The sequence below is a fragment of the Enterobacter sp. WI-ESBL-E8 genome (assembly GCF_053364895.1).
Map to the genome: position 1 here is coordinate 1,380,647 of NZ_JBRWXJ010000001.1, position 20,215 is coordinate 1,400,861.

Genomic DNA, 20,215 nt, shown 5'->3' on the forward strand with positions numbered 1-20,215 from the left:
TGTCCGGCCTACAACAGCGATCGTAGGCCCGGTAAGCGCTAGCGCCACCGGGCTTTTTTTAACTATGCTTATTCTTCAATTCAAATCTCGGCGATACCAGACCGTACAGCGTCCAGCCCATAAAGGTCACCATCGCGCCATACAGCATCGCCTCCTGGCCGGATGAGTAGAGCGCATAGAAGCTGTAAATCGCCCCAATCAGCGCCACGATATTCGCCGCACGCGCCTTGCGTGGATCCACCTTCGCGACTTTCTGAATAATCACCAGCGCCGCCATCGACAGAATATATGGAATGATATTCGTCACTACCGCCAGGTTGACCAGCACGTTGAACTGGCTGTTCAGCGACGGGCTAATGGTCATCAGTGACAATCCGCTCTGGAAGATGACAATGGCCAACATGCCCTGCACCGGCGCATCGGCTTTGGTCACGCGGGAGAAGATTTTCGGGAAGTAACCTTCATCAGCCGAAGATTTGAAAACCTGCGCGATGGTGAACTGCCAGCCGAGGAGCGAACCGCAGCAGGACATAACCATCAGCCCCATGATCACTTTTCCGACTTCCGGGGTGAACATCTGCGCGAAGGCCAGCCCGAACGGTGCCGTGGAGTTAGCCAAATCCATGTTCGGTACGATGCCGGCAATAACGTTAGTCGAGATGATATAGATCACCGCCGCGCCCAGCGTTCCGCCCAGAACGGCAATCGGGACGTTCTTTTCCGGGTTCTCTACCACTTCCGCGTTTGCACAGGCCGATTCCAGACCGAGGAAGGCCCACAGCGTCATGGCGATGGAGGACCCGACAGCGGTAAAGAACGGCACATGGTGCGGGTTCCAGGAGTTCGCGTACAGGGTCGGGCTGAACCAGAACCAGCCGATGACGCATAGACCCACAACCGGGATAATCACGCCCCAGACGGTGATGCTACTCAGCTGTCCGGTGATGCGCGCGCCGCCAAAGTTGGCCACGGTGCAGATCCACAGCACGCCGATGGTGGCTAAACCAATCTGGACCGGGCTGAGCGTGGCACCAAACAGCTCCGTACCGTAACCCACGGCGGAGATGGCAATCGCCACGTTAGCAATCAGCAGCGACACGCCGTAGGTATAGTTGGCCATAAAGTTGCCCGACTTGCCAAAGGCATACTCCGCATAGCCTCCCATTCCGCCTGACTTGCGGCTGAACATCCCGCACTTGGCAAATGCCCACGCCAGCGCCATTGAACCTACGGCGGTCACCAGCCAGGAAATAATCGAAATGGTTCCCACTTCGGCAAGCTTGGTGGGCAGCATGATGATCCCGGAACCCATCATGTTCACCATGGTGAGAATGGTCAGTTGCACCACGCCCATCTTATTGGACTTACTCATAATTTCTCTCCCTTCAGCAGCGCGGGCTGAGCGGCGGGTTGTTTAATGACGTAGCAGCGAACCTGTTTGCGACCGTCACACTCCTCGACGTATACGCCCTGTAGCTCTGGTGCAAAGCCCGGTAACAGGTTGATCCCTTCTTCCAGCGCGGCAAAGTAGCGCAGCACGGAACCGCCCCAGACTTCCCCAGGAACAACACACAGCACCCCTGGCGGATAAGGAAGGGCGCCTTCGGCGGCGATGCGGCCTTCCGCGTCGCGCAGGGACACCAGTTCAACCTCACCGCGCAGGTAGGCGTAGTTCGCGTCCTGCGGGTTCATCATCACCCGTGGGAAGTAAGACTTGCGGAACATCTCTTTTTGCAGCTGTTTCACGTTATGGCGGGCGTACAGGTCATGCATTTCCTGGCAGATCTGGCGCAGGGTGTAATCCGCGTAACGCGCCGGATGCTGTTTGTAGAGAGAAGGCAGGACCTCTTTCAGCGGCACATCGCTTTCGAGCAGTTTTTCGAAGCGCACCAGCTGCGCCACCAGCTGCTGCAGCTTGCCCATATCTTCGGCTGGCGTGAGCAGGAACAGGATCGAGTTGAGATCGCATTTCTCCGGCACAATGCCGTTTTCACGCAGGAAGTTGGCGAGGATGGTGGCGGGCACGCCGAAGTCGTCATACTCACCGGTGCGGGCGTTAATGCCCGGCGTGGTCAGCAAGAGCTTGCACGGATCGATAAAATACTGATGCTCAGCGTAGCCTTCAAAAGCGTGCCAGTTTTCACCCGGTACGAAGTGGAAGAAGCGCAGATCGGTTGCAATTTCCGCCGTGTCCCAGCTTTCCCACGGACGGCCATCCACCGTTTCCGGCACGAAGGGGCGCAGATACTGACAGTTTTGCAGGATCAGCTTGCGCGCTTCGATACCGTTCACCACGCAGTCCATCCACATGTTGCGCCCGCTCTGGCCTTCATGCATTCGGGCGTTGATGTCCAGCGCGGCAAACAGCGGATAGAACGGGCTGGTGGAGGCGTGCATCATAAAGGCATTATTCAGCCGCTTGTGCGGGACATAGCGCTGCTGGCCTTTGATGTGGCTGTCTTTTTTGTGGATTTGCGAGGTCTGCGAGAAGCCTGCCTGCTGTTTATGCACGGACTGGGTAACCAGGATCCCCGGATCGTTTTCGTTCAGCTCCAGCAGCAGCGGAGAGCAGTCGGCCATCATCGGGATAAACTGCTCGTAACCCACCCAGGCCGAGTCAAACAGGATGTAATCACACAGATGACCAATCTTATCCACCACCTGACGGGCGTTATAGATGGTGCCATCGTAGGTACCCAGCTGAATCACCGCCAGACGGAACGGACGCGCATCGCGTGCACGGCCAGGTGCGACCTCTGCCACGAGCTCGCGCAGATAACGTTCTTCAAAGCAGTGGGCGTCAATGCCGCCAATGAAGCCGTAAGGGTTGCGCGCGGTTTCCAGATAGACCGGCGTCGCGCCTGCCTGGAGGAGGGCACCGTGATGGTTGGATTTATGGTTGTTACGGTCAAACAGCACCAGGTCGCCCGGCGTGAGCAGGGCGTTAAGCACCACTTTGTTGGATGATGAGGTGCCGTTCAGCACGAAGTAGGTCTTATCGGCGTTAAAGACTTTTGCAGCATGCTGCTGCGCAATGCACGGCGCGCCTTCGTGGATCAGCAGATCGCCCATCGCCACGTCGGCGTTGCACAGGTCGGAGCGGAAAAGCGTCTCACCAAAGAAATCGACAAACTGGTTGCCAGCAGGATGACGGCGGAAGAACTGCCCACCCTGATGCCCCGGGCAGTCGAACGCGCTGTTGCCCTGCTTCACGTAGTCGACCAGGGCGCGGAAAAACGGCGGGCGCAGCTGGATTTCATACTTCTGGGCTGCCGCTTCCAGCTGGCGTCCGTAAAAGTCGTTGCTGGTGTCTGAATACTCAAATACGCCATGAATGCGCGATAAATAGTCTGCCGGGATAATCTCTTCTTTGTGCGTCGCGACAAAAACAGGAATGCCAAAGCCGGTGGCTTCTATTTCTTCCAGGATGCCGTCAGTAATATCGCTGACCGCCAGAACAACGGCGGCAACGTCAATATAATCCGAGGCCCTGACATCCACCAGTTCACGCCGGGTAGTAAAACAATCCGGACATGCACGGCTGGCTGCGATTTTTAAATTTTTCATCTTTCTCTCTTTATTTTAGGTATAAGCGTCCCTCGATTTCTTGCAAGAAAGAAATCGATAATTTTCCGGAAAAAAAGCAAAGGGTGGCCGCTGATTAAAATCAGTGAATTGCTTTTTTGATGATTGAAATTCAGTCCGCCCGGTGCGGATGAGTCTGAATCAAGATGAATGAGCGCACGAGTTCACAGGCAATAGCCTGTAAAATAAGGTTTTTTAGGATGGCCTGTAAGCGAGTGCGCCAGAAGTCGAAGGACTACCGGGCGTTAAAGAGGTGAAAGTCAAAGCAGTTTCGGTGGGCAAACATCATGATATGTGTTGTCCGCCTTATATGGGGCATCAAGCGATTATTGTTTTCCATGTTTCATTTTCCTTTCAGTAATTGAAAGCATGGTCATTTTATCCGGGGAAAAGGGATTAACTGTGATCATGATCACCGTTAACCGATCATTTTAGAAATAAATATTCGTTTTTGATGAATATCTCAGATCAAAATTCTGATTTGTTGATGTGGTGTTAATAACATGTTTTTCTAATGTTTTAACGCGATAAAATAATGAAAGATGTTCTTAATGGTTTTATTTTAAATGAGTGATGGTGGGTTTCTATTATTAATTAAAAATAATAGTGAATAGATATTCAGACCATAAACCGATAACCGATACCGGTTTCAGTTAATAAATGGCGAGGGCGAGCGGGGTCAACTTCGAGTTTCTGACGAAGGTGTCCCATATATATGCGTAAATAGTGACTGTGTTCTACAGCGTTAGGTCCCCACACCTGATTTAACAGCTGGCGTTGGGTAAGTACCTTACCGTGGTTGTTGAGCAGCACGGCGAGCAGGCGAAACTCGATTGGCGTGAGATGGATCTCTTCTTCACCGCGCACAATGCGTCGCGCGGCCAGGTCAACCCGGATATCGCTAAACGTATAGACTGGGTCGGCTGGCGTGGTTGCGCTGTGGCGACGCAGCGCCACGCGAAGACGAGCCTGCAGTTCGCCGATGCCAAAAGGTTTAATCAGGTAGTCATCCGCCCCGGCATCCAGCGCGGCGATTTTATCCGTCTCTTCAGTGCGGGCGGAGAGCACCAGTATCGGCATCTGGCTCCACTGGCGGACTTCCCGAATGAAATCGATGCCGTCGCCATCCGGCAGCCCAAGATCGAGGATCACCAGGTCCGGCTTGCGGGTGGCGGCTTCAATTAAACCCCGTTGAAGCGTACCCGCGTCATGAACGCGCAGACCGTCCCCTTCCAGCGCAGCGCGCAGAAACCGGCTAATGGCGATCTCATCTTCAACAATCAGAACGTTGATCACAAATCCTCTGGTAATTCATTAAGTTCTGGCGGAGTTTCCAGAGGAAGTGTAACACAAAAACGCGCACCGCCTTCCGGACGATTCTCTGCGGAAATGGACCCGCCGTGGACGTCAATAATTGCCTGGCAAATCGCCAGCCCCAGCCCGACGCCCGGAATAGCCGACTCCTTATTGCCGCGCGCGAATTTTTCAAAAATAGCCAGCTCTTGCCCGGCAGGAATGCCCGGACCGGTATCCCAGACCTCAAGATGAAGCGTTCTGTCTTCCACCGTCGCATCCACGCCAATCCGCGCGCTGGCACCCGCATATTTGCCGGCATTTTCCAGCAGGTTGATCAGCACCCGTTCGAACAGCGGGCCATCAACGTGAATCAGGGTCAGGGGCTCAGGCATGTTCAGCGCGATATGTCGCCCACCGAGGCCAGGCTCGAGCATTTTCAGGGCGCTGCCCACCACCTCTTCAAGCGTGAGCCACTCTTTTTTCAGGTTAAAGCCGCCTGACTGAATACGCGCCATATCAAGCAGGTTATTCACCAGACGCGTGGTGTTCAGCACGTGCTGGCGGATTTCGCTTGCCTGAAGGGCGTGCTTAGAACCTTCCGCCGCCAGGTCCAGCGTCAGGATTTCTGACTGGCCAAACAGGACGGTGAGCGGGGTCCGCAGATCGTGAGACAGCGCCGCCAGCAGCGAGTTACGTATGCTTTCACGCTCGCTTGCCAGCCGGGCCTGCTCTTCGCTGGCGGTGAGCGCCAGCCGCTCGAGCGCGCTGGCAACCAGCAGGGTGAAGGTCTCGAGCAGGCGCTGCTGTTCGGGGATCATCAGCTGGCGCAGGTTGGAGGGCTCAACGATGACCAGCCCCTGATTTTTATCGGCACTGCGCAGCGGCAGAATTTGATAAGGCACGCCGGGCAGGGTGTCGGTCCCTGCGCCCGCAGGTAATCCTTTATCAAAGCTCCAGCGCGCGATGGCCTCGTCCCAGGGCGTCATGCCTGAGGCCGACGTCAGCGGGCGCAGCCTGCCGCGTTCGTCCGGGAGTAAAATCAGGTTGCTGGCATGAAACGTCGAGCGGATAAACTGCTCGCTGGTCTGCACAATATCCAGCGGGGTACGGCCAACCGCCAGCGATTTCGACATCTCATAGAGATGGCGCGTGCGCTGTTCGCGGTAGCGGGCGATACGCGCCTGATAGCGCACGCCCGCCGTCAGATTCCCGATCACCAGCCCGACGGTGAGCATCACGCCAAAGGTGAGAATGTACTGCACGTCCGAAACCGCCAGCGTGCCGCGCGGGGCGATAAAGAATAGATCGAAGCTGATGACGTTGATGACCGTCGCCAGTACCGACGGCCAGCGCCCGTAAAAGAGCGCCACCACCACCACGCCAAGAAGGTAAATCATCACAAGGTTGGCGGCATCAAACGCTATCAGCCACTGGCTGGCAATCACGGTAATCAGGGTGCAGAGCACGACGGCGACAAGGCAGCCGCGGAGCTGAATGCGCCATTTATCGCTGAAGGTGCGGCTGTCCGGCGCGCGAGTTGGTAAGGGCGTGGGTTTGTCATCCAGCGCCACGATCACCAGGTCCAGATCCGGCGCGCGGCGGGCGAGCTTGTCGGCAAAGGATTCGCGGCTAAACCAGCGGCGATGCTGGCGACGGCCAATCACGATTTTTCCCAGGTTATGCTCGCGCGCGTAGCGCAGAATGGCTTTATCTTCCTGGGGATCGGAAAGGGTGGCGGTTTCCGCGCCCAGCTCCTGCGCCAGGCGCAGCGAACTTAGAATAGCGCGGCGCTGGTTTTCGGGCAGCGCGTGCAGCTGCGGCGTTTCGACATACACCGCGTGCCAGACGCTGCCAAATTTGGCCGCCAGGCGAGCGGCGGTACGGACAAGCTTTTCATTGCCGCTGCCGTGGCCCACGCACAGCAGGATGGCGTCCCGCGTGTGCCAGACGCGTTCCTGTCCCTGTAAATCGCGCCAGGCGCGCATCTGATCGTCCACCCGGTCTGCGGTTCGCCGCAGGGCCAGTTCGCGCAGGGCAATCAGGTTGCCTTTGCGGAAGAAATGTTCGATGGCGCGCTCGGCCTGGCCGGCGATATAGACTTTGCCTTCATGCAGGCGCTGGCGTAAATCATCGGGGGGCAGGTCGACCAGCACCACCTCGTCGGCGGAATCAAAGAAGGGATCGGGTACCGTTTCGCGCACCTGAATGCCGGTCACGCCGCTCACCACGTCGTTCAGGCTTTCGAGATGCTGAACGTTAACCGTCGTGAAAACATCAATGCCGGCCTCAAGCAACTCTTCAACGTCCTGCCAGCGTTTGGGATGGCGTGAGCCTGGCGCATTGCTGTGCGCCAGCTCGTCCATCAGGATAAGAGCGGGACGGCGGGCGAGGGCGGCATCGAGATCGAATTCGGTGACTAACCGACCGCGGTGGCTGATGCGTCGGGGCGGCTGGGTGGCCAGCCCCTTCAGCAGCGATGCCGTCTCTTTACGTCCGTGGGTTTCTACCACGCCGATCAGAATATCGAGCCCCTGCGCCCGAAGCCGCTGGGCTTCCGTCAGCATGGCGAAGGTTTTCCCGACGCCCGCGCAGGCGCCAAAGAAAATTTTCAGTTTGCCGCGATGGGCTTCAGCCGTCTGTTCGAGCAGCCTGTCCGGATCCGGGCGCATGGGCTCGTCGGTCATTTAGTTTTTCCTTAGCGCGTCCAGCGCCAGATTCAGCTCAACAATATTCACCACGGGCATGCCGATGAAGCTGACCAGCGGCTTTTGCGTGTGCTCTGCAACCAGCTGGCTAACCTGTTCGACGGTCAGCTGACGGGCGGCGGCGACGCGCGGAATTTGCCATGCCGCCGCTGCCGGCGTCAGGCTGTAGTCCAGCCCGCTGGCCGACGCGGTTACCAGCTCCACGGGAACGTCACGGCTGGCCTGCGGATTAGCGGCGCGCAGGGCTGCCACGCGCCCGGCGACGGCTTTGTCCAGCTCGGGGTTGCTGCCCGCCAGGTTACTGCCGCCGGATGCCATCGGATTATACGGGCTTTCGGCAGTGGCGGAAGGGCGTCCCTGGAAGTAGCGGGCATCCGTAAAGTTCTGTCCAATCAGGCGCGAACCGCGGTTTTCACCGTTTTGCATAATCAGCGAGCCGTTGGCCCGATCCTTAAACCACCAGTGGCCCAGCGCGGTGGTCACCAGCGGGTAAAGCCCGCCGGTAATGAGAGACAGCAGAATAAACAGAAGTATAGCGGGGCGTAACATCGTCATTTGATTCACCTTTTAAACCAGGCCAAATAGCGTCAACAGCAGGTCGATAACCTTGATACCGATGAAAGGCACCACCAGCCCGCCGAGGCCGTAAATCCACAGGTTGCGGCGCAGCATGGCGGCGGCGGTGAGCGGCTTATAGCTCACGCCCTTCAGCGCCAGCGGGATCAGGAAGACAATAATCAGGGCGTTAAAAATCACCGCACTGAGAATGGCCGAGGACGGAGAGTGCAGATGCATCACGTTCAGCGCGTTTAATTGCGGATAGGTCGCGGCAAACGCGGCCGGAATGATGGCGAAATACTTCGCCACGTCGTTGGCGATGCTGAACGTGGTCAGCGAACCGCGCGTCATCAGCATCTGCTTGCCGATGTGCACCACTTCAATCAGCTTGGTTGGGTTGGAGTCGAGGTCAACCATGTTGCCCGCTTCTTTTGCCGCCTGCGTACCGGAGTTCATCGCTACCGCCACGTCGGCCTGCGCGAGGGCTGGGGCATCGTTGGTACCGTCACCGGTCATTGCCACCAGACGGCCTTCCGCCTGATACTGACGAATCAATGCCAGCTTGGCTTCCGGGGTTGCTTCGGAAAGAAAATCATCCACGCCCGCTTCGGCGGCAATCGCCGCCGCGGTAAGACGGTTGTCCCCGGTGATCATCACCGTTTTGATCCCCATTTTACGCAGCTGGGCAAAGCGCTCTTTGATGCCCCCTTTGACGATATCCTTCAGGGCGATCACCCCCAGCACGCGCGCCCCCTCGGCCACCACCAGAGGCGTTGCTCCCTGACGGGCCACGCTCTCGACCAGGCTGTCCACTTCCGGTGGGAAGTGGCCGTTGTTAGCCTCAATGTGGCGACGGATGGCGTCAACAGAGCCTTTACGGATCATGCGATCCTGAATGTTAATGCCGCTCATGCGGGTTTGCGCCGTGAAGGGCACGAAAGTGGCATGCAGGCTCTGCACGTCGCGCTGGCGCAGGTTAAAGCGCTGCTTGGCGAGAACCACAATGCTGCGGCCTTCCGGGGTTTCATCGGCAAGGGAGGAGAGCTGTGCCGCATCCGCCAGCGTTTTTTCATCCACCCCCGGGGCGGGTAAGAAATCTGACGCCTGGCGGTTACCGAGGGTAATGGTCCCGGTTTTATCCAGCAGCAAGACATCCACGTCACCCGCGGCTTCCACCGCACGCCCGCTGGTGGCGATGACGTTAGCACCAAGCATGCGGCTCATCCCGGCCACGCCGATGGCAGACAGCAGGCCGCCAATGGTGGTTGGGATCAGGCAGACCAGCAGAGCTACCAGAACAGTGATGGTGACCGCGGTGCCGCCGTAGGCGGAGAACGGCCACAGCGTCGCGGTGGCCAGCAGGAAGACGATGGTCAGCGCCACCAGCAGGATGGTGAGGGCAATCTCGTTGGGTGTCTTACGACGCTGCGCGCCTTCTACCATGGCGATCATCCTGTCGAGGAAGGTTTCACCCGGGTTCACGCTGCACTGGATCACCAGCCAGTCGGAGAGAATGCGCGTCCCTCCCGTCACGGAGGCGAAATCGCCGCCGGATTCACGAATAACCGGCGCGGATTCCCCGGTAATGGCGCTTTCGTCCACCGATGCGCCCCCTTCAATGACTTCCCCGTCGCAAGGGATAATGTCACCGGCTTCCACCAGCACCACATCGCCTTTACGCAGTTCATCCGCCGGAACGTGATCCATCTGCGCGCCGTATTTCGGCTCACGTAACTTGCGCGCGAAGGCGGTTTTTTTCACCCCTTTCAGGCTGTTGGCCTGGGCTTTACTCCGGCCTTCCGCCAGCGCTTCCGCAAAGTTAGCGAACAGCACGGTAAACCACAGCCAAAGGCTGATGGCGGCGGTAAACATTGCGTTTCCCGGCATGTGGCCCGTTCCCATGGCAATTGCCAGGGCGGTGGTCAGGACGCTTCCCGCCCAGACGATAAACATCACCGGGTTGTGCCACTGCACGCGCGGGCTCAGTTTTTTCACCGCATCCATGAGCGCCTGGCGAACTAATGACGGTTCGAACAGGGCCAGTTGTTTACGACTCATGACAATTTCTCCGCAAAATCAGCGTAAAGAGAGGTATTCCGCGACCGGGCCTAACGCGAGGGCGGGGATAAAGGTCAGGGCGCCGACCAGCAACACGGTGCCCGCCAGCAGGCCGATAAACAGCGCGCCGTGGGTCGGTAATGTCCCGGTGGTGGTCGGTTGAATTTTTTTATTCACCAGCGATCCGGCAATCGCCATGACCGGCACAATGATCCCGAAGCGACCCACAAACATGCAGAACGCCAGCAGGCAGTTCCAGAACGGTGAGTTGGCGCTTAAGCCAGCAAAGGCGCTGCCGTTGTTATTGGCGGCCGAGGAGACGGCATATAGCACTTCGCTAAAGCCGTGAATACCCGGGTTAAAGATGCCGCTGCGTCCGGCCTCGGTCATCAGCGCCAGCGCGGTGCCGAGCAGCACAAGGGCAGGGGTGACCAGAATCGCTAGCGCGGTTAACTTCATCTCGCGAACGTCGATTTTTTTACCCAGGTATTCCGGGGTGCGGCCAATCATCAGACCGGCTATAAACACCGCCAGCAGCACGAACAGCAGCATGCCGTAAAGACCCGAGCCCACGCCGCCAAACACAACCTCGCCAATCTGCATCAGCCACATCGGGATCATGCCACCCAGTGCCGTAAAGGAATCGTGCATGGCATTGACCGCGCCGCACGAGGCCGCTGTGGTGACTACCGCATACAGGCTGCTGGCGAGAATGCCGAAGCGGCTCTCTTTACCTTCCATGTTGATCGCGTTATCGGCGCCCAGCGAGAGGAAGTGCGGGTTCCCCTGCCATTCGGCCCACATCACCAGTGCGGCACAAACCACAAAGATAAGCGACATCGTCCAGAGCAGGGTGCGACCCTGACGACGATCGTTGACCACGTCGCCAAAGGCAAAGCAGAGCGCGGCGGGGATCAGGAAAATGGCCAGCATCTGTACAAAATTGGTCAGTGCGGTAGGGTTTTCAAACGGATGCGACGAGTTGGCGTTAAAGAAGCCCCCGCCGTTCGTTCCGAGCATCTTGATGGCTTCCTGCGACGCGACGGGCCCCATCGGCAGGAGCTGTTTTGCCCCTTCCAGCGAGGTATAAGGGGCGTAAGGCAGCAGGTTTTGCAGGGTGCCCTGCTGAATAAAGAACAGCGCGATCAGCAGCGCAATCGGCAGCAGGATCCACAGCGTTATGCGCGTCAGATCCACCCAGGCATTGCCCAGCGTACTTACTTTCTGGCGGGCAAACGCGCGCGTTAGCGCGAAGATCACCGCGATACCGCTGGCGGCAGAAAGGAAGTTTTGCACGGTTAAGCCGGCCATCTGGCTAAAGTAGCTCAGCGTGGTTTCACCGGAATAGGACTGCCAGTTGGTGTTGGAGACAAAACTGACCGCCGTGTTCAGCGCAAGATGCCAGGACAAGCCCGGTAATTGTTGCGGGTTCAGCGGCAGACTGCCCTGCAGCATCAGCATGGCAAAAAGCGCAATCAGCCCAACGATATTCAGCAGCAGAATGGCTAGCAGATATTCGCGCCAGTTCATCTCCCGATCGTGTATTCCCAGCACGCGCCAGATCCCTTTCTCAACGCTTCCCGTGCCGGGCAAGGGGACGTTGTTGATAAGCCGTGCCAGCCCTGTTCCCAGTGGCCGGGCCAGGACGAACAGGACCGCTAAGAAGCTGGCGATAAGCAAAAACGCCTGAGCAGCCATCAGAATGCCTCCGCATTAATCAGGGCATAAACCAGATAGCCCAGTAACAGGAACACCAGCACGATGCCGGCAATAAGACCTGCACTCACAATCCACCTCCGGGTGACTTTTGTTGTTGTGCTAACGGTAGGATTTATGGCGCAAAGATTTCGCAAAAATGAGAAGGGCGGGTGTAAAAAAAGTATAAAAATGAGAAAGCCCACAATTTAACTATAGATAAGTAAATCGTTAACTTTTTTGTAACTTAGTTACGGCGTGAATGTAAATTTTCACTAAACGGGCGAAAATAAGTGGTCGGATGAGTAGTAAAATTACAAACAAAGCGATATTATTTTAGCCAGGTCACAGATTTTGAATTTTCCGGATGACGTTTCCGGCCAACTATAGGGGAGAAAATATGGATCTTTATAAAGAGTATCCGGCTCATATCGTGTTCATGCGTCGCACTTTCGCCGTAGTGGCTGGCGTGCTGGCTCTGCCGGTGATGCTGTTCTGGAAAGATCGTGCACGTTTTTACAGCTATCTGCACCGCGTCTGGGCGAAAACCAGCGAGAAGCCGGTGTGGATGGACCAGGCCGAAAAAGCGACCTGCGATTTTTACTGATACGAAGACTACACGCAGCAATAAAAAAAACCGCCAACAGTAATGTGGCGGTTTTTTTGTCCCTCAGGATTCGCGGTCCGTTGGGTGGTTTATCAAGCTCTCACACAGAGGTTTTCAAGCATACTTCTGCAAGCTGAAGATTCAAACGCTTAGATCCTAAATATATTCTTAAAAACAATTTCAATGGATTACGCTTCGTTCGCGCGGAGATTACTATGCAGCGTCCCTTTCCGCCATCTCGCAAATGGGCACCGGTCACGGGAGAGGTATTTCCACAACCGTGAGTCAGGCTCCACACAGAGCTTGTGTCCACCGACTTATCACCGGTGGTGAACGGTGGAGCGGTTAGCTGCAGGGACCGCATGATGAAACGCTATATATGCATTGCGTTCATTGTCGCCAGCGTACTTGTTGTTAAGCGTGATGAACCGACCGGGTTTGTTGCATTGACCACGATAGTGCAGGACAAGTAGCGTTAAGGCCGCCTCGGGCGGCCTTTTTTATTTCATCCCGTCTACACTTCATGGCAAAGTACATTAAAAGCCCGCCGCTTTTTCCTTTGGTGGCGTGCCCTTACGGACATAATGGATATTTGCCTGGAGTTTTATGCCCACCCATCTGGTTTGGTTTCGCGCGGACCTGCGCGTGCATGACAACATCGCTCTCGCGGCTGCCTGCCGCTCTCAGGATGCCAGGGTGCTGGCGCTGTATATCGCCACGCCCGGACAATGGCAGCAGCATGATATGGCGCCCCGACAGGCCGCTTATCTCAACGCGCATCTGAATGAACTGCAATGCTCGCTTGCCGAAAAAGGTATTCCGTTGATTTATAAAGAGGTCAGTGACTTTGCCGCGCAGCTTCTGGCGGTGCAGGAGGTGTGCCAGCAGCACCAGGTCACGCATCTTTTTTATAACTATCAGTACGAACTGAACGAGCGCCAGCGGGATCGCCAGCTGGAGGCAACGCTGAAAGATGTGAAGTGCCAGGGCTTTGATGACAGCGTGATGCTGGCACCGGGCAGCGTCATGACCGGCAATCATGAGATGTACAAAGTGTTTACGCCCTTTAAAAACGCCTTTGTTAAAAGTCTTAAAGAGGCGCTGCCGGAGTGCGTGGCCGCGCCCGCAGTTCGGGGGGAGGCGTTAACGGACCTGCCGGAACTGACGTTTAATTATCCCCAGGCGGCGTTCGATGCGCTTCTGTTCCCCGCCGACGAGAAATCTGCTATCGCGAAGCTGCGCCAGTTTTGCAAACAGGGCGCGGGTGAGTATGACGCGCGCAGGGATTTCCCGGCCATTGAAGGGACCAGCCGTTTATCCGCGTGCCTGGCGTTGGGCGTGCTCTCTCCTCGCCAGTGTTTGCATCGTCTGCTGGCCGAGCAGCCTCAGGCGCTGGACGGCGGGCCCGGATCGGTGTGGCTTAACGAACTGATCTGGCGCGAGTTCTATCGCCATCTGATGACGTATCACCCTGATTTATGTAAACATCGGCCATTCATTTCGTGGACCGATAACGTAACATGGCAGCACGATGAGGCGCTCTTCCAGGCGTGGCAGAAAGGTGAAACGGGCTACCCCATTGTGGACGCCGCGATGCGCCAGCTAAATGAAACCGGGTGGATGCACAACCGTCTGCGGATGATTACCGCCAGCTTCCTGGTGAAAGATCTCCTCATCGACTGGCGTGCCGGGGAGCGCTATTTTATTTCTCAGCTGATCGATGGCGATCTGGCGGCGAACAACGGCGGCTGGCAGTGGGCCGCCTCGACCGGCACCGATGCGGCTCCCTATTTCCGGATTTTTAATCCCACCACCCAGGGGCAAAAATTTGACGCAGACGGTGACTTCATTCGCCGCTGGCTGCCCGCGCTCAGGAATGTTCCTGCGAAAGCGATCCACGACCCGTGGACATGGGCGGATAAACAGGGCGTGAAGCTCGATTATCCCCGTCCGATTGTTGACCATAAACAGGCGCGCGTCGCCACGCTGGCGGCCTATGAAGCCGCCCGCAAAGCTTGAGAGAGTGATGATGAAAAATAGCGAACTGGAAAGCCTGATCAACGAAAAACTGAACAGTACCGCCTTCAGCGATTACGGCCCGAACGGGCTTCAGGTTGAAGGACGTGAGACGGTGCAAAAAATTATCACTGGCGTGACGGCAAGCCAGGCGCTGCTGGACGAGGCTGTTCGTCAGGACGCCGACGCGGTGATTGTCCACCACGGTTATTTCTGGAAAAACGAATCGCCGATTATTCGCGGCATGAAGCGCAACCGCCTGAAAACGCTGCTGGCAAATGACATCAACCTGTACGGCTACCACCTGCCGCTGGATGCGCACCCGGAGCTCGGTAACAACGTTCAGCTGGCGCAGTTACTTGGAATTACCGTGATGGGTGAGATTGAGCCGCTGGTGCCGTGGGGCGAACTGGCAATGCCGGTTCCCGGACTGGAGCTGGCCTCATGGATCGAAGCGCGCCTCGGGCGTCGTCCCCTGTGGTGCGGCGATACCGGACCGGATCTGGTGAAGCGTGTTGCCTGGTGCACCGGGGGCGGGCAGGGCTTTATCGATAGCGCCGCGCGCTTCGGTGTCGATGCGTTTATTACAGGCGAAGTCTCCGAGCAGACGGTTCACTCCGCCCGCGAGCAGGGGCTCCATTTCTACGCCGCAGGCCATCATGCCACGGAACGTGGCGGCATTCGCGCCCTCAGCGAGTGGCTGACGGAAAATACCGATCTGGATGTGACCTTTATTGATATCCCTAATCCGGCCTGATGAGAGGTAGTTAAGTGCAGCGAGCGCGTTGTTATCTTCTGGGCGAAACCGCAGTGGTACTGGAGCTGGAGCCGCCCGTTACGCTGGCTACGCAAAAGCGTATCTGGCGGCTGACCCAGCGTCTGGCCGACATGCCTGAAGTGGTTGAGGCCATTCCGGGCATGAATAACATTACCGTCGTGCTGCGTAGCCCGCATACGCTGGCTCTGGATGCCATCGAACGCTTGCAGCGCTGGTGGGAAGAGAGTGAGGCGCTGGAGCCTGACTCCAGAACGATTGAGATCCCGGTGGTGTACGGTGGTGCGCAGGGGCCCGACCTCTCCGTGGTCGCCGAGCACTGCGGGTTAACGGAAAAAGCAGGTTGTTGAGCTGCACGCCTCCGTTGATTACGTGGTCTGGTTTTTAGGATTTCAGCCGGGCTTTCCGTATCTTGGCGGGCTTTCCACGAGGCTGCATACGCCGCGTCGCGCGGAGCCGCGCCTGAGCGTGCCGGCAGGCACCGTCGCAATTGGCGGCGAACAGACCGGCATTTATCCACTGGCTTCGCCTGGCGGCTGGCAGCTTATCGGACACACGTCCACGCCGTTATTTGAACCCGGGCAGGCATCGCCGGTCCTCCTGCGTCCTGGCGATACCCTCCGCTTTATCCCGCAGAAGGAGGGCGTATGCTAACGCTGATTCGCGCAGGGCTTTACACCTCCGTGCAGGATGCGGGCCGCTTTGGCATGCGCCAGTCCGGCGTGAGCTACTGTGGCGCGCTGGACAGGCCCGCGCTGGAGATTGCTAACGTGCTGGTGGGCAACCCCGGCAATACGGCGGCGCTCGAAATTACGCTGGGGCAGTGCGTCATTGAGTTTAGTCACGAGACCTGGTTTGCGTTAACCGGCGCAGGGTGCGATGCCACGCTTGATGGCAAAGCGGTCTGGACCGGCTGGCGGCTGCGGGCGAAAGCCGGGCAGCGTTTAACGCTTAAGCGTCCTTTGCACGGGGTACGTAGCTATCTTGCTGTCGCGGGCGGGATTGACGTGCCGGAGGTGCTGGGCTCATCCAGTACCGATCAGAAAGCCGGTATTGGCGGTCACGAAGGACGCCTGTTGCAGGATAGCGATCGTCTGGCGATCGGGCCATCCGCGCGCCACTTCTCGACGGCTCAGGGCGTGAAGCAGCTCCTCTGGAGTAACCAGATCCGCGCCCTGCCGGGGCCGGAATATCATGAATTTGATGAGGCCTCTAAAGAGTCCTTCTGGCGCTCGCCGTGGAAGCTCAGCCCGCAAAGTAACCGCATGGGATATCGCCTGCAGGGACAGCCGCTGACCCGTACGACGGACCGAGAATTGCTTTCCCACGGGTTGTTGCCCGGCGTCATTCAGGTGCCGGGTAACGGTCAACCTATTGTGTTGATGAACGATGCGCAGACGACGGGTGGTTATCCGCGTATTGCCTGCATTATTGAGGCCGATCGTTACCATCTGGCGCAAATTCCCCTGGGACAGCCGATCCACTTCGTGCAATGTTCGCTGGAGGAGGCGCTGAAGGCGCGTCAGGATCGGCAGCGCTATCTGGAACAGCTGGCGTGGAGGCTAGATGGTAAAGATTGATTTAAACGCCGATCTGGGCGAGGGCGGCAGCGCGGATGCCGAGCTGATGACCCTGGTCTCCTCGGTCAATATCGCCTGCGCCTTTCACGCGGGTGATGCGCGGATCATGCTGGAGAGCGTTCGCAATGCCCTTAAAAACGGCGTAGCGATTGGCGCTCACCCGAGCTTTCCCGACCGGGAAAACTTTGGCCGCACCGCGATGAACCTGCCGCCGGAGACGGTCTACGCCCAGATGCTGTACCAGATTGGCGCGCTGGAGGCGATTGTGCGAGCCCAGCAGGGCGTGTTACGCCACGTGAAGCCGCACGGCATGCTCTACAATCAGGCGGCGAAAGAGCCCGCTCTTGCGGACGCCATCGCTCGCGCGGTACGGGATTGCAACCCGCAGCTGATACTGGTTGGCCTGGCGGGTAGCGAGCTTATCCGCGCCGGGCAGCGTCTGGGGTTAACCACGCGTCAGGAAGTGTTTGCGGACAGGGGATATTTGCCCGATGGCAGCCTGGTCCCGAGGACCCAGCCCGGCGCGTTAATTACCGATGAGTCTCAGGCGCTGGCGCAGACGCTTCAGATGGTGCGGGAGGGCACGGTCAACGCGACGGATGGCTCTATGGCCAGCGTGCAGGCGGATACGGTTTGTTTACACGGTGATGGCGAGCATGCGCTGCAGTTCGCGCGCCGCTTGCGGGCGGCCTTTGCAGAGCAGGGGATCCTCGTCAGCGCCTGACACTCACGATAAGGACAGAAAAATGCCTGAAGGCCCGGAGATCCGCCGCGCGGCGGATAGCCTCGAGGCGGCGATAAAGGGCAAAACCCTGACGAACGTCTGGTTTGCTTTTCCTCAACTGAAAGCGTTTGAAGCCCAACTGGTGGGCCAAACGGTGACGCATATTGAAACGCGCGGGAAGGCGTTGCTTACGCACTTTTCCCATAACCTGACGTTATATAGCCATAACCAGCTTTACGGCGTCTGGCGAGTGGTTAACGCGGATGAGCAACCGCAAACCAACCGCGTGTTGCGCGTCAGGCTGCAAACGGCGGATAAAGCAATTCTGCTTTACAGCGCGTCGGATATAGAAATGTTAACACCGGAGCAACTGCTCACTCACCCGTTCCTGCAGCGGGTCGGGCCGGACGTGCTGGATATGCGCCTGACGGCGAACGATGTTAAAGCACGCTTGTTATCTCCCAAATTCCGCAACCGGCAATTTTCCGGGTTACTGCTCGATCAGGCGTTCCTGGCAGGGCTGGGTAACTATCTGCGGGTAGAAATTCTGTGGGAAGTGGGGCTGGCACCGCAGCACAAAGCGTCTCAGCTAAGCGATGAACAGCTGGAGGCGCTGTCCCACGCGCTGCTGGATATTCCGCGGTTATCCTATAATACGCGCGGCGTGGTGGATGAGAACACGCATCACGGGGCGCTGTTCCGCTTTAAGGTGTTTCATCGGGCGGGAAAAAAGTGCGAGCGGTGCGGCGGCATTATCGACAGAATAATGCTCTCTTCACGACCGTTTTACTGGTGCCCGCACTGTCAGAAATAAAAGAAAACGGTAACCCTGAGGTTACCGTTTTTAATATTTTCACCCTCTCCCTGTGGGAGAGGGCCGGGGTGAGGGCATCAGGCCGCACCCAACGTCTGTTAGCGCTTAATATCAGACTTAAAATCACGCTGCTCGTAGCCGGTGTATAGCTGACGAGGACGAGCAATTTTCATGCCTTCGCTGTGCATTTCGTTCCAGTGCGCAATCCAGCCTACGGTACGCGCCATCGCGAAGATCACGGTGAACATGGAGGACGGAATACCCATCGCTTTCAGGATGATACCGGAGTAGAAATCGACGTTCGGGTAGAGTTTCTTCTCGATGAAGTACGGGTCGTTCAGCGCGATGTGCTCAAGCTCCATCGCCACTTCCAGCAGGTCATCTTTGGTACCCAGCTCTTTCAGCACTTCGTGGCAGGTCTCACGCATGACGGTCGCACGTGGGTCGTAGTTTTTGTAAACACGGTGACCGAAGCCCATCAGGCGGAAGGAGTCATTCTTGTCTTTTGCGCGACGCACGAACTCAGGAATGTGCTCTACGGTGCTGATCTCTTCCAGCATCTTCAGTGCCGCTTCGTTCGCGCCGCCGTGCGCCGGTCCCCACAGGGAGGCGATGCCCGCAGCGATACAGGCGAACGGGTTCGCGCCTGAAGAGCCTGCGGTACGGACGGTGGAGGTCGATGCGTTCTGTTCGTGGTCAGCGTGCAGGATCAGAATACGGTCCATCGCGCGTTCCAGCACCGGATTCACTTCGTACTCTTCGCACGGCGTGGAGAACATCATGCGCAGGAAGTTACCCGCGTAGGAGAGGTCGTTACGCGGATACACAAACGGCTGGCCGATGGAGTATTTGTAACACATCGCCGCCATGGTTGGCATTTTGGACAGCAGGCGGAACGCCGCGATATCGCGGTGACGTGGGTTATTCACGTCAAGGGAGTCGTGGTAGAACGCCGCCAGCGCACCGGTAATACCGCACATCACCGCCATCGGGTGAGAGTCACGACGGAACGCATGGAACAGACGGGTAATCTGCTCATGGATCATGGTGTGACGGGTCACGGTGGTTTTGAATTCATCGTATTGCGCCTGCGTCGGTTTTTCGCCGTTCAGCAGGATGTAGCACACTTCCAGATAGTTGGATTCAGTGGCTAACTGATCGATGGGGAAGCCGCGATGGAGCAGGATACCTTCGTCACCGTCAATGTAGGTGATTTTGGATTCGCAAGATGCGGTAGAGGTAAATCCTGGGTCAAAGGTGAAAACCCCTTTAGAACCCAGAGTACGGATATCAATAACATCCTGACCGAGCGTGCCTTTTAGCACATCCAGTTCAATAGCATCATCACCATTTAGGGTGAGTTTTGCCTTTGTATCAGCCATTTACGGTCTCCTTAGCGCCTTATGCTTAAGACTGCGCTTTACCGGATTTGCTTTCAGCTGTTAATCACCGTTACCAGATTGTTATTTGGCTTACCGCTCAGCTCACGAGGACAAACCAGGGTACAGAGCTATGGCGCCTTGCAGGTAAACGAATGAAATATCAGTGAAACAACAGCAAATCAGCGTTTTTGCAGTCCGAATTATTCAAACCTGTATATCACTAATAACTGTCCTGATAACTTCGGTCAATACCATCACACTGTTACATAACTATTTGTCAGGTGAAAGAGAGACCTCATAACTTTTGCGCATTATATGCCTTTTCTGATGACGTTTGTAACAATATTGTTTAACATTTGTCAAATCAGATGATTAAAAATTAAAAAGATGTTGTTATCGTGACCCTGATCACTGTTCCAG

Annotated in this window: 16 protein-coding genes and 1 pseudogene; 7 read left to right on the plus strand and 10 right to left on the minus strand. The window is 57.0% G+C overall.

The genetic code is table 11. From position 1 onward, the window contains the following. Positions 1-58: 58 nt before the first annotated feature. The 9 genes from potE to kdpF form a co-directional block, all read right to left on the minus strand. On the minus strand, positions 59-1,372 hold the full coding sequence (gene potE / locus ACWHWP_RS06565) for a putrescine-ornithine antiporter (RefSeq protein ID WP_059310961.1): 1,314 nt from the start codon (positions 1,370-1,372) through the stop codon (positions 59-61). Next, complete coding sequence (speF, locus tag ACWHWP_RS06570) at positions 1,369-3,567, minus strand: ornithine decarboxylase SpeF (RefSeq protein WP_447855274.1); 2,199 nt, start codon at positions 3,565-3,567, stop codon at positions 1,369-1,371. The genes potE and speF overlap by 4 nt, the downstream gene beginning before the upstream one ends. 253 nt (positions 3,568-3,820) lie before the next feature. Continuing rightward, on the minus strand, positions 3,821-3,925 hold the full coding sequence (gene speFL, locus ACWHWP_RS06575) for a leader peptide SpeFL (RefSeq protein ID WP_003858645.1): 105 nt from the start codon (positions 3,923-3,925) through the stop codon (positions 3,821-3,823). A gap of 278 nt (positions 3,926-4,203) precedes the next feature. Further along, the gene (gene kdpE, locus ACWHWP_RS06580) at positions 4,204-4,881 is read right to left on the minus strand and encodes a two-component system response regulator KdpE (RefSeq protein ID WP_059310959.1); all 678 of its coding nucleotides are present in this window, start codon (positions 4,879-4,881) and stop codon (positions 4,204-4,206) included. Beyond that, positions 4,878-7,565, minus strand: coding sequence for a two-component system sensor histidine kinase KdpD (gene kdpD, locus ACWHWP_RS06585; protein WP_063955521.1), 2,688 nt, complete (start codon positions 7,563-7,565; stop codon positions 4,878-4,880). The genes kdpE and kdpD overlap by 4 nt, the downstream gene beginning before the upstream one ends. After that, positions 7,566-8,141 (minus strand): potassium-transporting ATPase subunit KdpC, encoded by a 576-nt coding sequence (gene kdpC / locus ACWHWP_RS06590; protein ID WP_447855275.1) that lies wholly within the window; start codon positions 8,139-8,141, stop codon positions 7,566-7,568. Between the two features lie 12 nt (positions 8,142-8,153). Continuing rightward, positions 8,154-10,202 carry a potassium-transporting ATPase subunit KdpB gene (gene kdpB / locus ACWHWP_RS06595; protein ID WP_063955525.1) on the minus strand — a complete coding sequence of 683 codons (2,049 nt, stop codon included), beginning with the start codon at positions 10,200-10,202 and terminating at the stop codon, positions 8,154-8,156. Between the two features lie 18 nt (positions 10,203-10,220). Further along, positions 10,221-11,900, minus strand: a complete 1,680-nt coding sequence (kdpA, locus tag ACWHWP_RS06600; RefSeq protein WP_447855276.1) for a potassium-transporting ATPase subunit KdpA — start codon at positions 11,898-11,900, stop codon at positions 10,221-10,223. Beyond that, positions 11,900-11,989, minus strand: coding sequence for a K(+)-transporting ATPase subunit F (gene kdpF, locus ACWHWP_RS06605; protein WP_014069365.1), 90 nt, complete (start codon positions 11,987-11,989; stop codon positions 11,900-11,902). The genes kdpA and kdpF overlap by 1 nt, the downstream gene beginning before the upstream one ends. A 308-nt stretch (positions 11,990-12,297) precedes the next feature. On the opposite strand from kdpF, the gene ACWHWP_RS06610 reads away from it, so the two are divergent. From ACWHWP_RS06610 to nei, 7 genes and pseudogenes are all read left to right on the plus strand, one after another. Further along, entirely contained in the window at positions 12,298-12,504 is a 207-nt protein-coding gene (locus tag ACWHWP_RS06610; RefSeq protein WP_014069366.1) for a YbfA family protein, read from the plus strand. A gap of 606 nt (positions 12,505-13,110) precedes the next feature. Further along, positions 13,111-14,523, plus strand: coding sequence for a deoxyribodipyrimidine photo-lyase (phrB, locus tag ACWHWP_RS06615; protein WP_447855277.1), 1,413 nt, complete (start codon positions 13,111-13,113; stop codon positions 14,521-14,523). Positions 14,524-14,533: 10 nt separating this feature from the next. Further along, positions 14,534-15,277 (plus strand): type 2 GTP cyclohydrolase I, encoded by a 744-nt coding sequence (locus tag ACWHWP_RS06620; protein WP_059310969.1) that lies wholly within the window; start codon positions 14,534-14,536, stop codon positions 15,275-15,277. 14 nt (positions 15,278-15,291) lie between these two features. Beyond that, positions 15,292-15,949 (plus strand): annotated as a pseudogene (gene pxpB / locus ACWHWP_RS06625) (5-oxoprolinase subunit PxpB). Next, positions 15,943-16,875: a 5-oxoprolinase subunit PxpC gene (gene pxpC, locus ACWHWP_RS06630; protein WP_447855278.1), complete on the plus strand. Its 933-nt coding sequence runs from the start codon at positions 15,943-15,945 to the stop codon at positions 16,873-16,875. The pseudogene pxpB and the gene pxpC overlap by 7 nt, the downstream one beginning before the upstream one ends. Further along, positions 16,862-17,599 (plus strand): 5-oxoprolinase subunit PxpA, encoded by a 738-nt coding sequence (gene pxpA / locus ACWHWP_RS06635; protein WP_447855279.1) that lies wholly within the window; start codon positions 16,862-16,864, stop codon positions 17,597-17,599. The genes pxpC and pxpA overlap by 14 nt, the downstream gene beginning before the upstream one ends. A gap of 22 nt (positions 17,600-17,621) precedes the next feature. After that, the gene (nei, locus tag ACWHWP_RS06640) at positions 17,622-18,413 is read left to right on the plus strand and encodes an endonuclease VIII (RefSeq protein WP_447855280.1); all 792 of its coding nucleotides are present in this window, start codon (positions 17,622-17,624) and stop codon (positions 18,411-18,413) included. 98 nt (positions 18,414-18,511) lie between these two features. Here the strand turns inward: nei and ACWHWP_RS06645 are convergent, their stop codons facing one another. Next, positions 18,512-19,795 carry a citrate synthase gene (locus ACWHWP_RS06645; protein WP_047347070.1) on the minus strand — a complete coding sequence of 428 codons (1,284 nt, stop codon included), beginning with the start codon at positions 19,793-19,795 and terminating at the stop codon, positions 18,512-18,514. Between the last annotated feature and the right edge of the window lie 420 nt (positions 19,796-20,215).

Excerpts from the sequence above, each read along its gene's own strand:
- potE (WP_059310961.1), bottom strand. The coding sequence starts at position 1,372 with ATGAGTAAGTCCAATAAGATGGGCGTGGTGCAACTGACCATTCTCACC.
- speF (WP_447855274.1), bottom strand. The coding sequence starts at position 3,567 with ATGAAAAATTTAAAAATCGCAGCCAGCCGTGCATGTCCGGATTGTTTT.
- speFL (WP_003858645.1), bottom strand. The coding sequence starts at position 3,925 with ATGGAAAACAATAATCGCTTGATGCCCCATATAAGGCGGACAACACAT.
- kdpD (WP_063955521.1), bottom strand. The coding sequence starts at position 7,565 with ATGACCGACGAGCCCATGCGCCCGGATCCGGACAGGCTGCTCGAACAG.
- kdpC (WP_447855275.1), bottom strand. The coding sequence starts at position 8,141 with ATGACGATGTTACGCCCCGCTATACTTCTGTTTATTCTGCTGTCTCTC.
- kdpB (WP_063955525.1), bottom strand. The coding sequence starts at position 10,202 with ATGAGTCGTAAACAACTGGCCCTGTTCGAACCGTCATTAGTTCGCCAG.
- kdpA (WP_447855276.1), bottom strand. The coding sequence starts at position 11,900 with ATGGCTGCTCAGGCGTTTTTGCTTATCGCCAGCTTCTTAGCGGTCCTG.
- ACWHWP_RS06610 (WP_014069366.1), top strand. The coding sequence starts at position 12,298 with ATGGATCTTTATAAAGAGTATCCGGCTCATATCGTGTTCATGCGTCGC.
- phrB (WP_447855277.1), top strand. The coding sequence starts at position 13,111 with ATGCCCACCCATCTGGTTTGGTTTCGCGCGGACCTGCGCGTGCATGAC.
- ACWHWP_RS06620 (WP_059310969.1), top strand. The coding sequence starts at position 14,534 with ATGAAAAATAGCGAACTGGAAAGCCTGATCAACGAAAAACTGAACAGT.
- pxpC (WP_447855278.1), top strand. The coding sequence starts at position 15,943 with ATGCTAACGCTGATTCGCGCAGGGCTTTACACCTCCGTGCAGGATGCG.
- pxpA (WP_447855279.1), top strand. The coding sequence starts at position 16,862 with ATGGTAAAGATTGATTTAAACGCCGATCTGGGCGAGGGCGGCAGCGCG.
- nei (WP_447855280.1), top strand. The coding sequence starts at position 17,622 with ATGCCTGAAGGCCCGGAGATCCGCCGCGCGGCGGATAGCCTCGAGGCG.
- ACWHWP_RS06645 (WP_047347070.1), bottom strand. The coding sequence starts at position 19,795 with ATGGCTGATACAAAGGCAAAACTCACCCTAAATGGTGATGATGCTATT.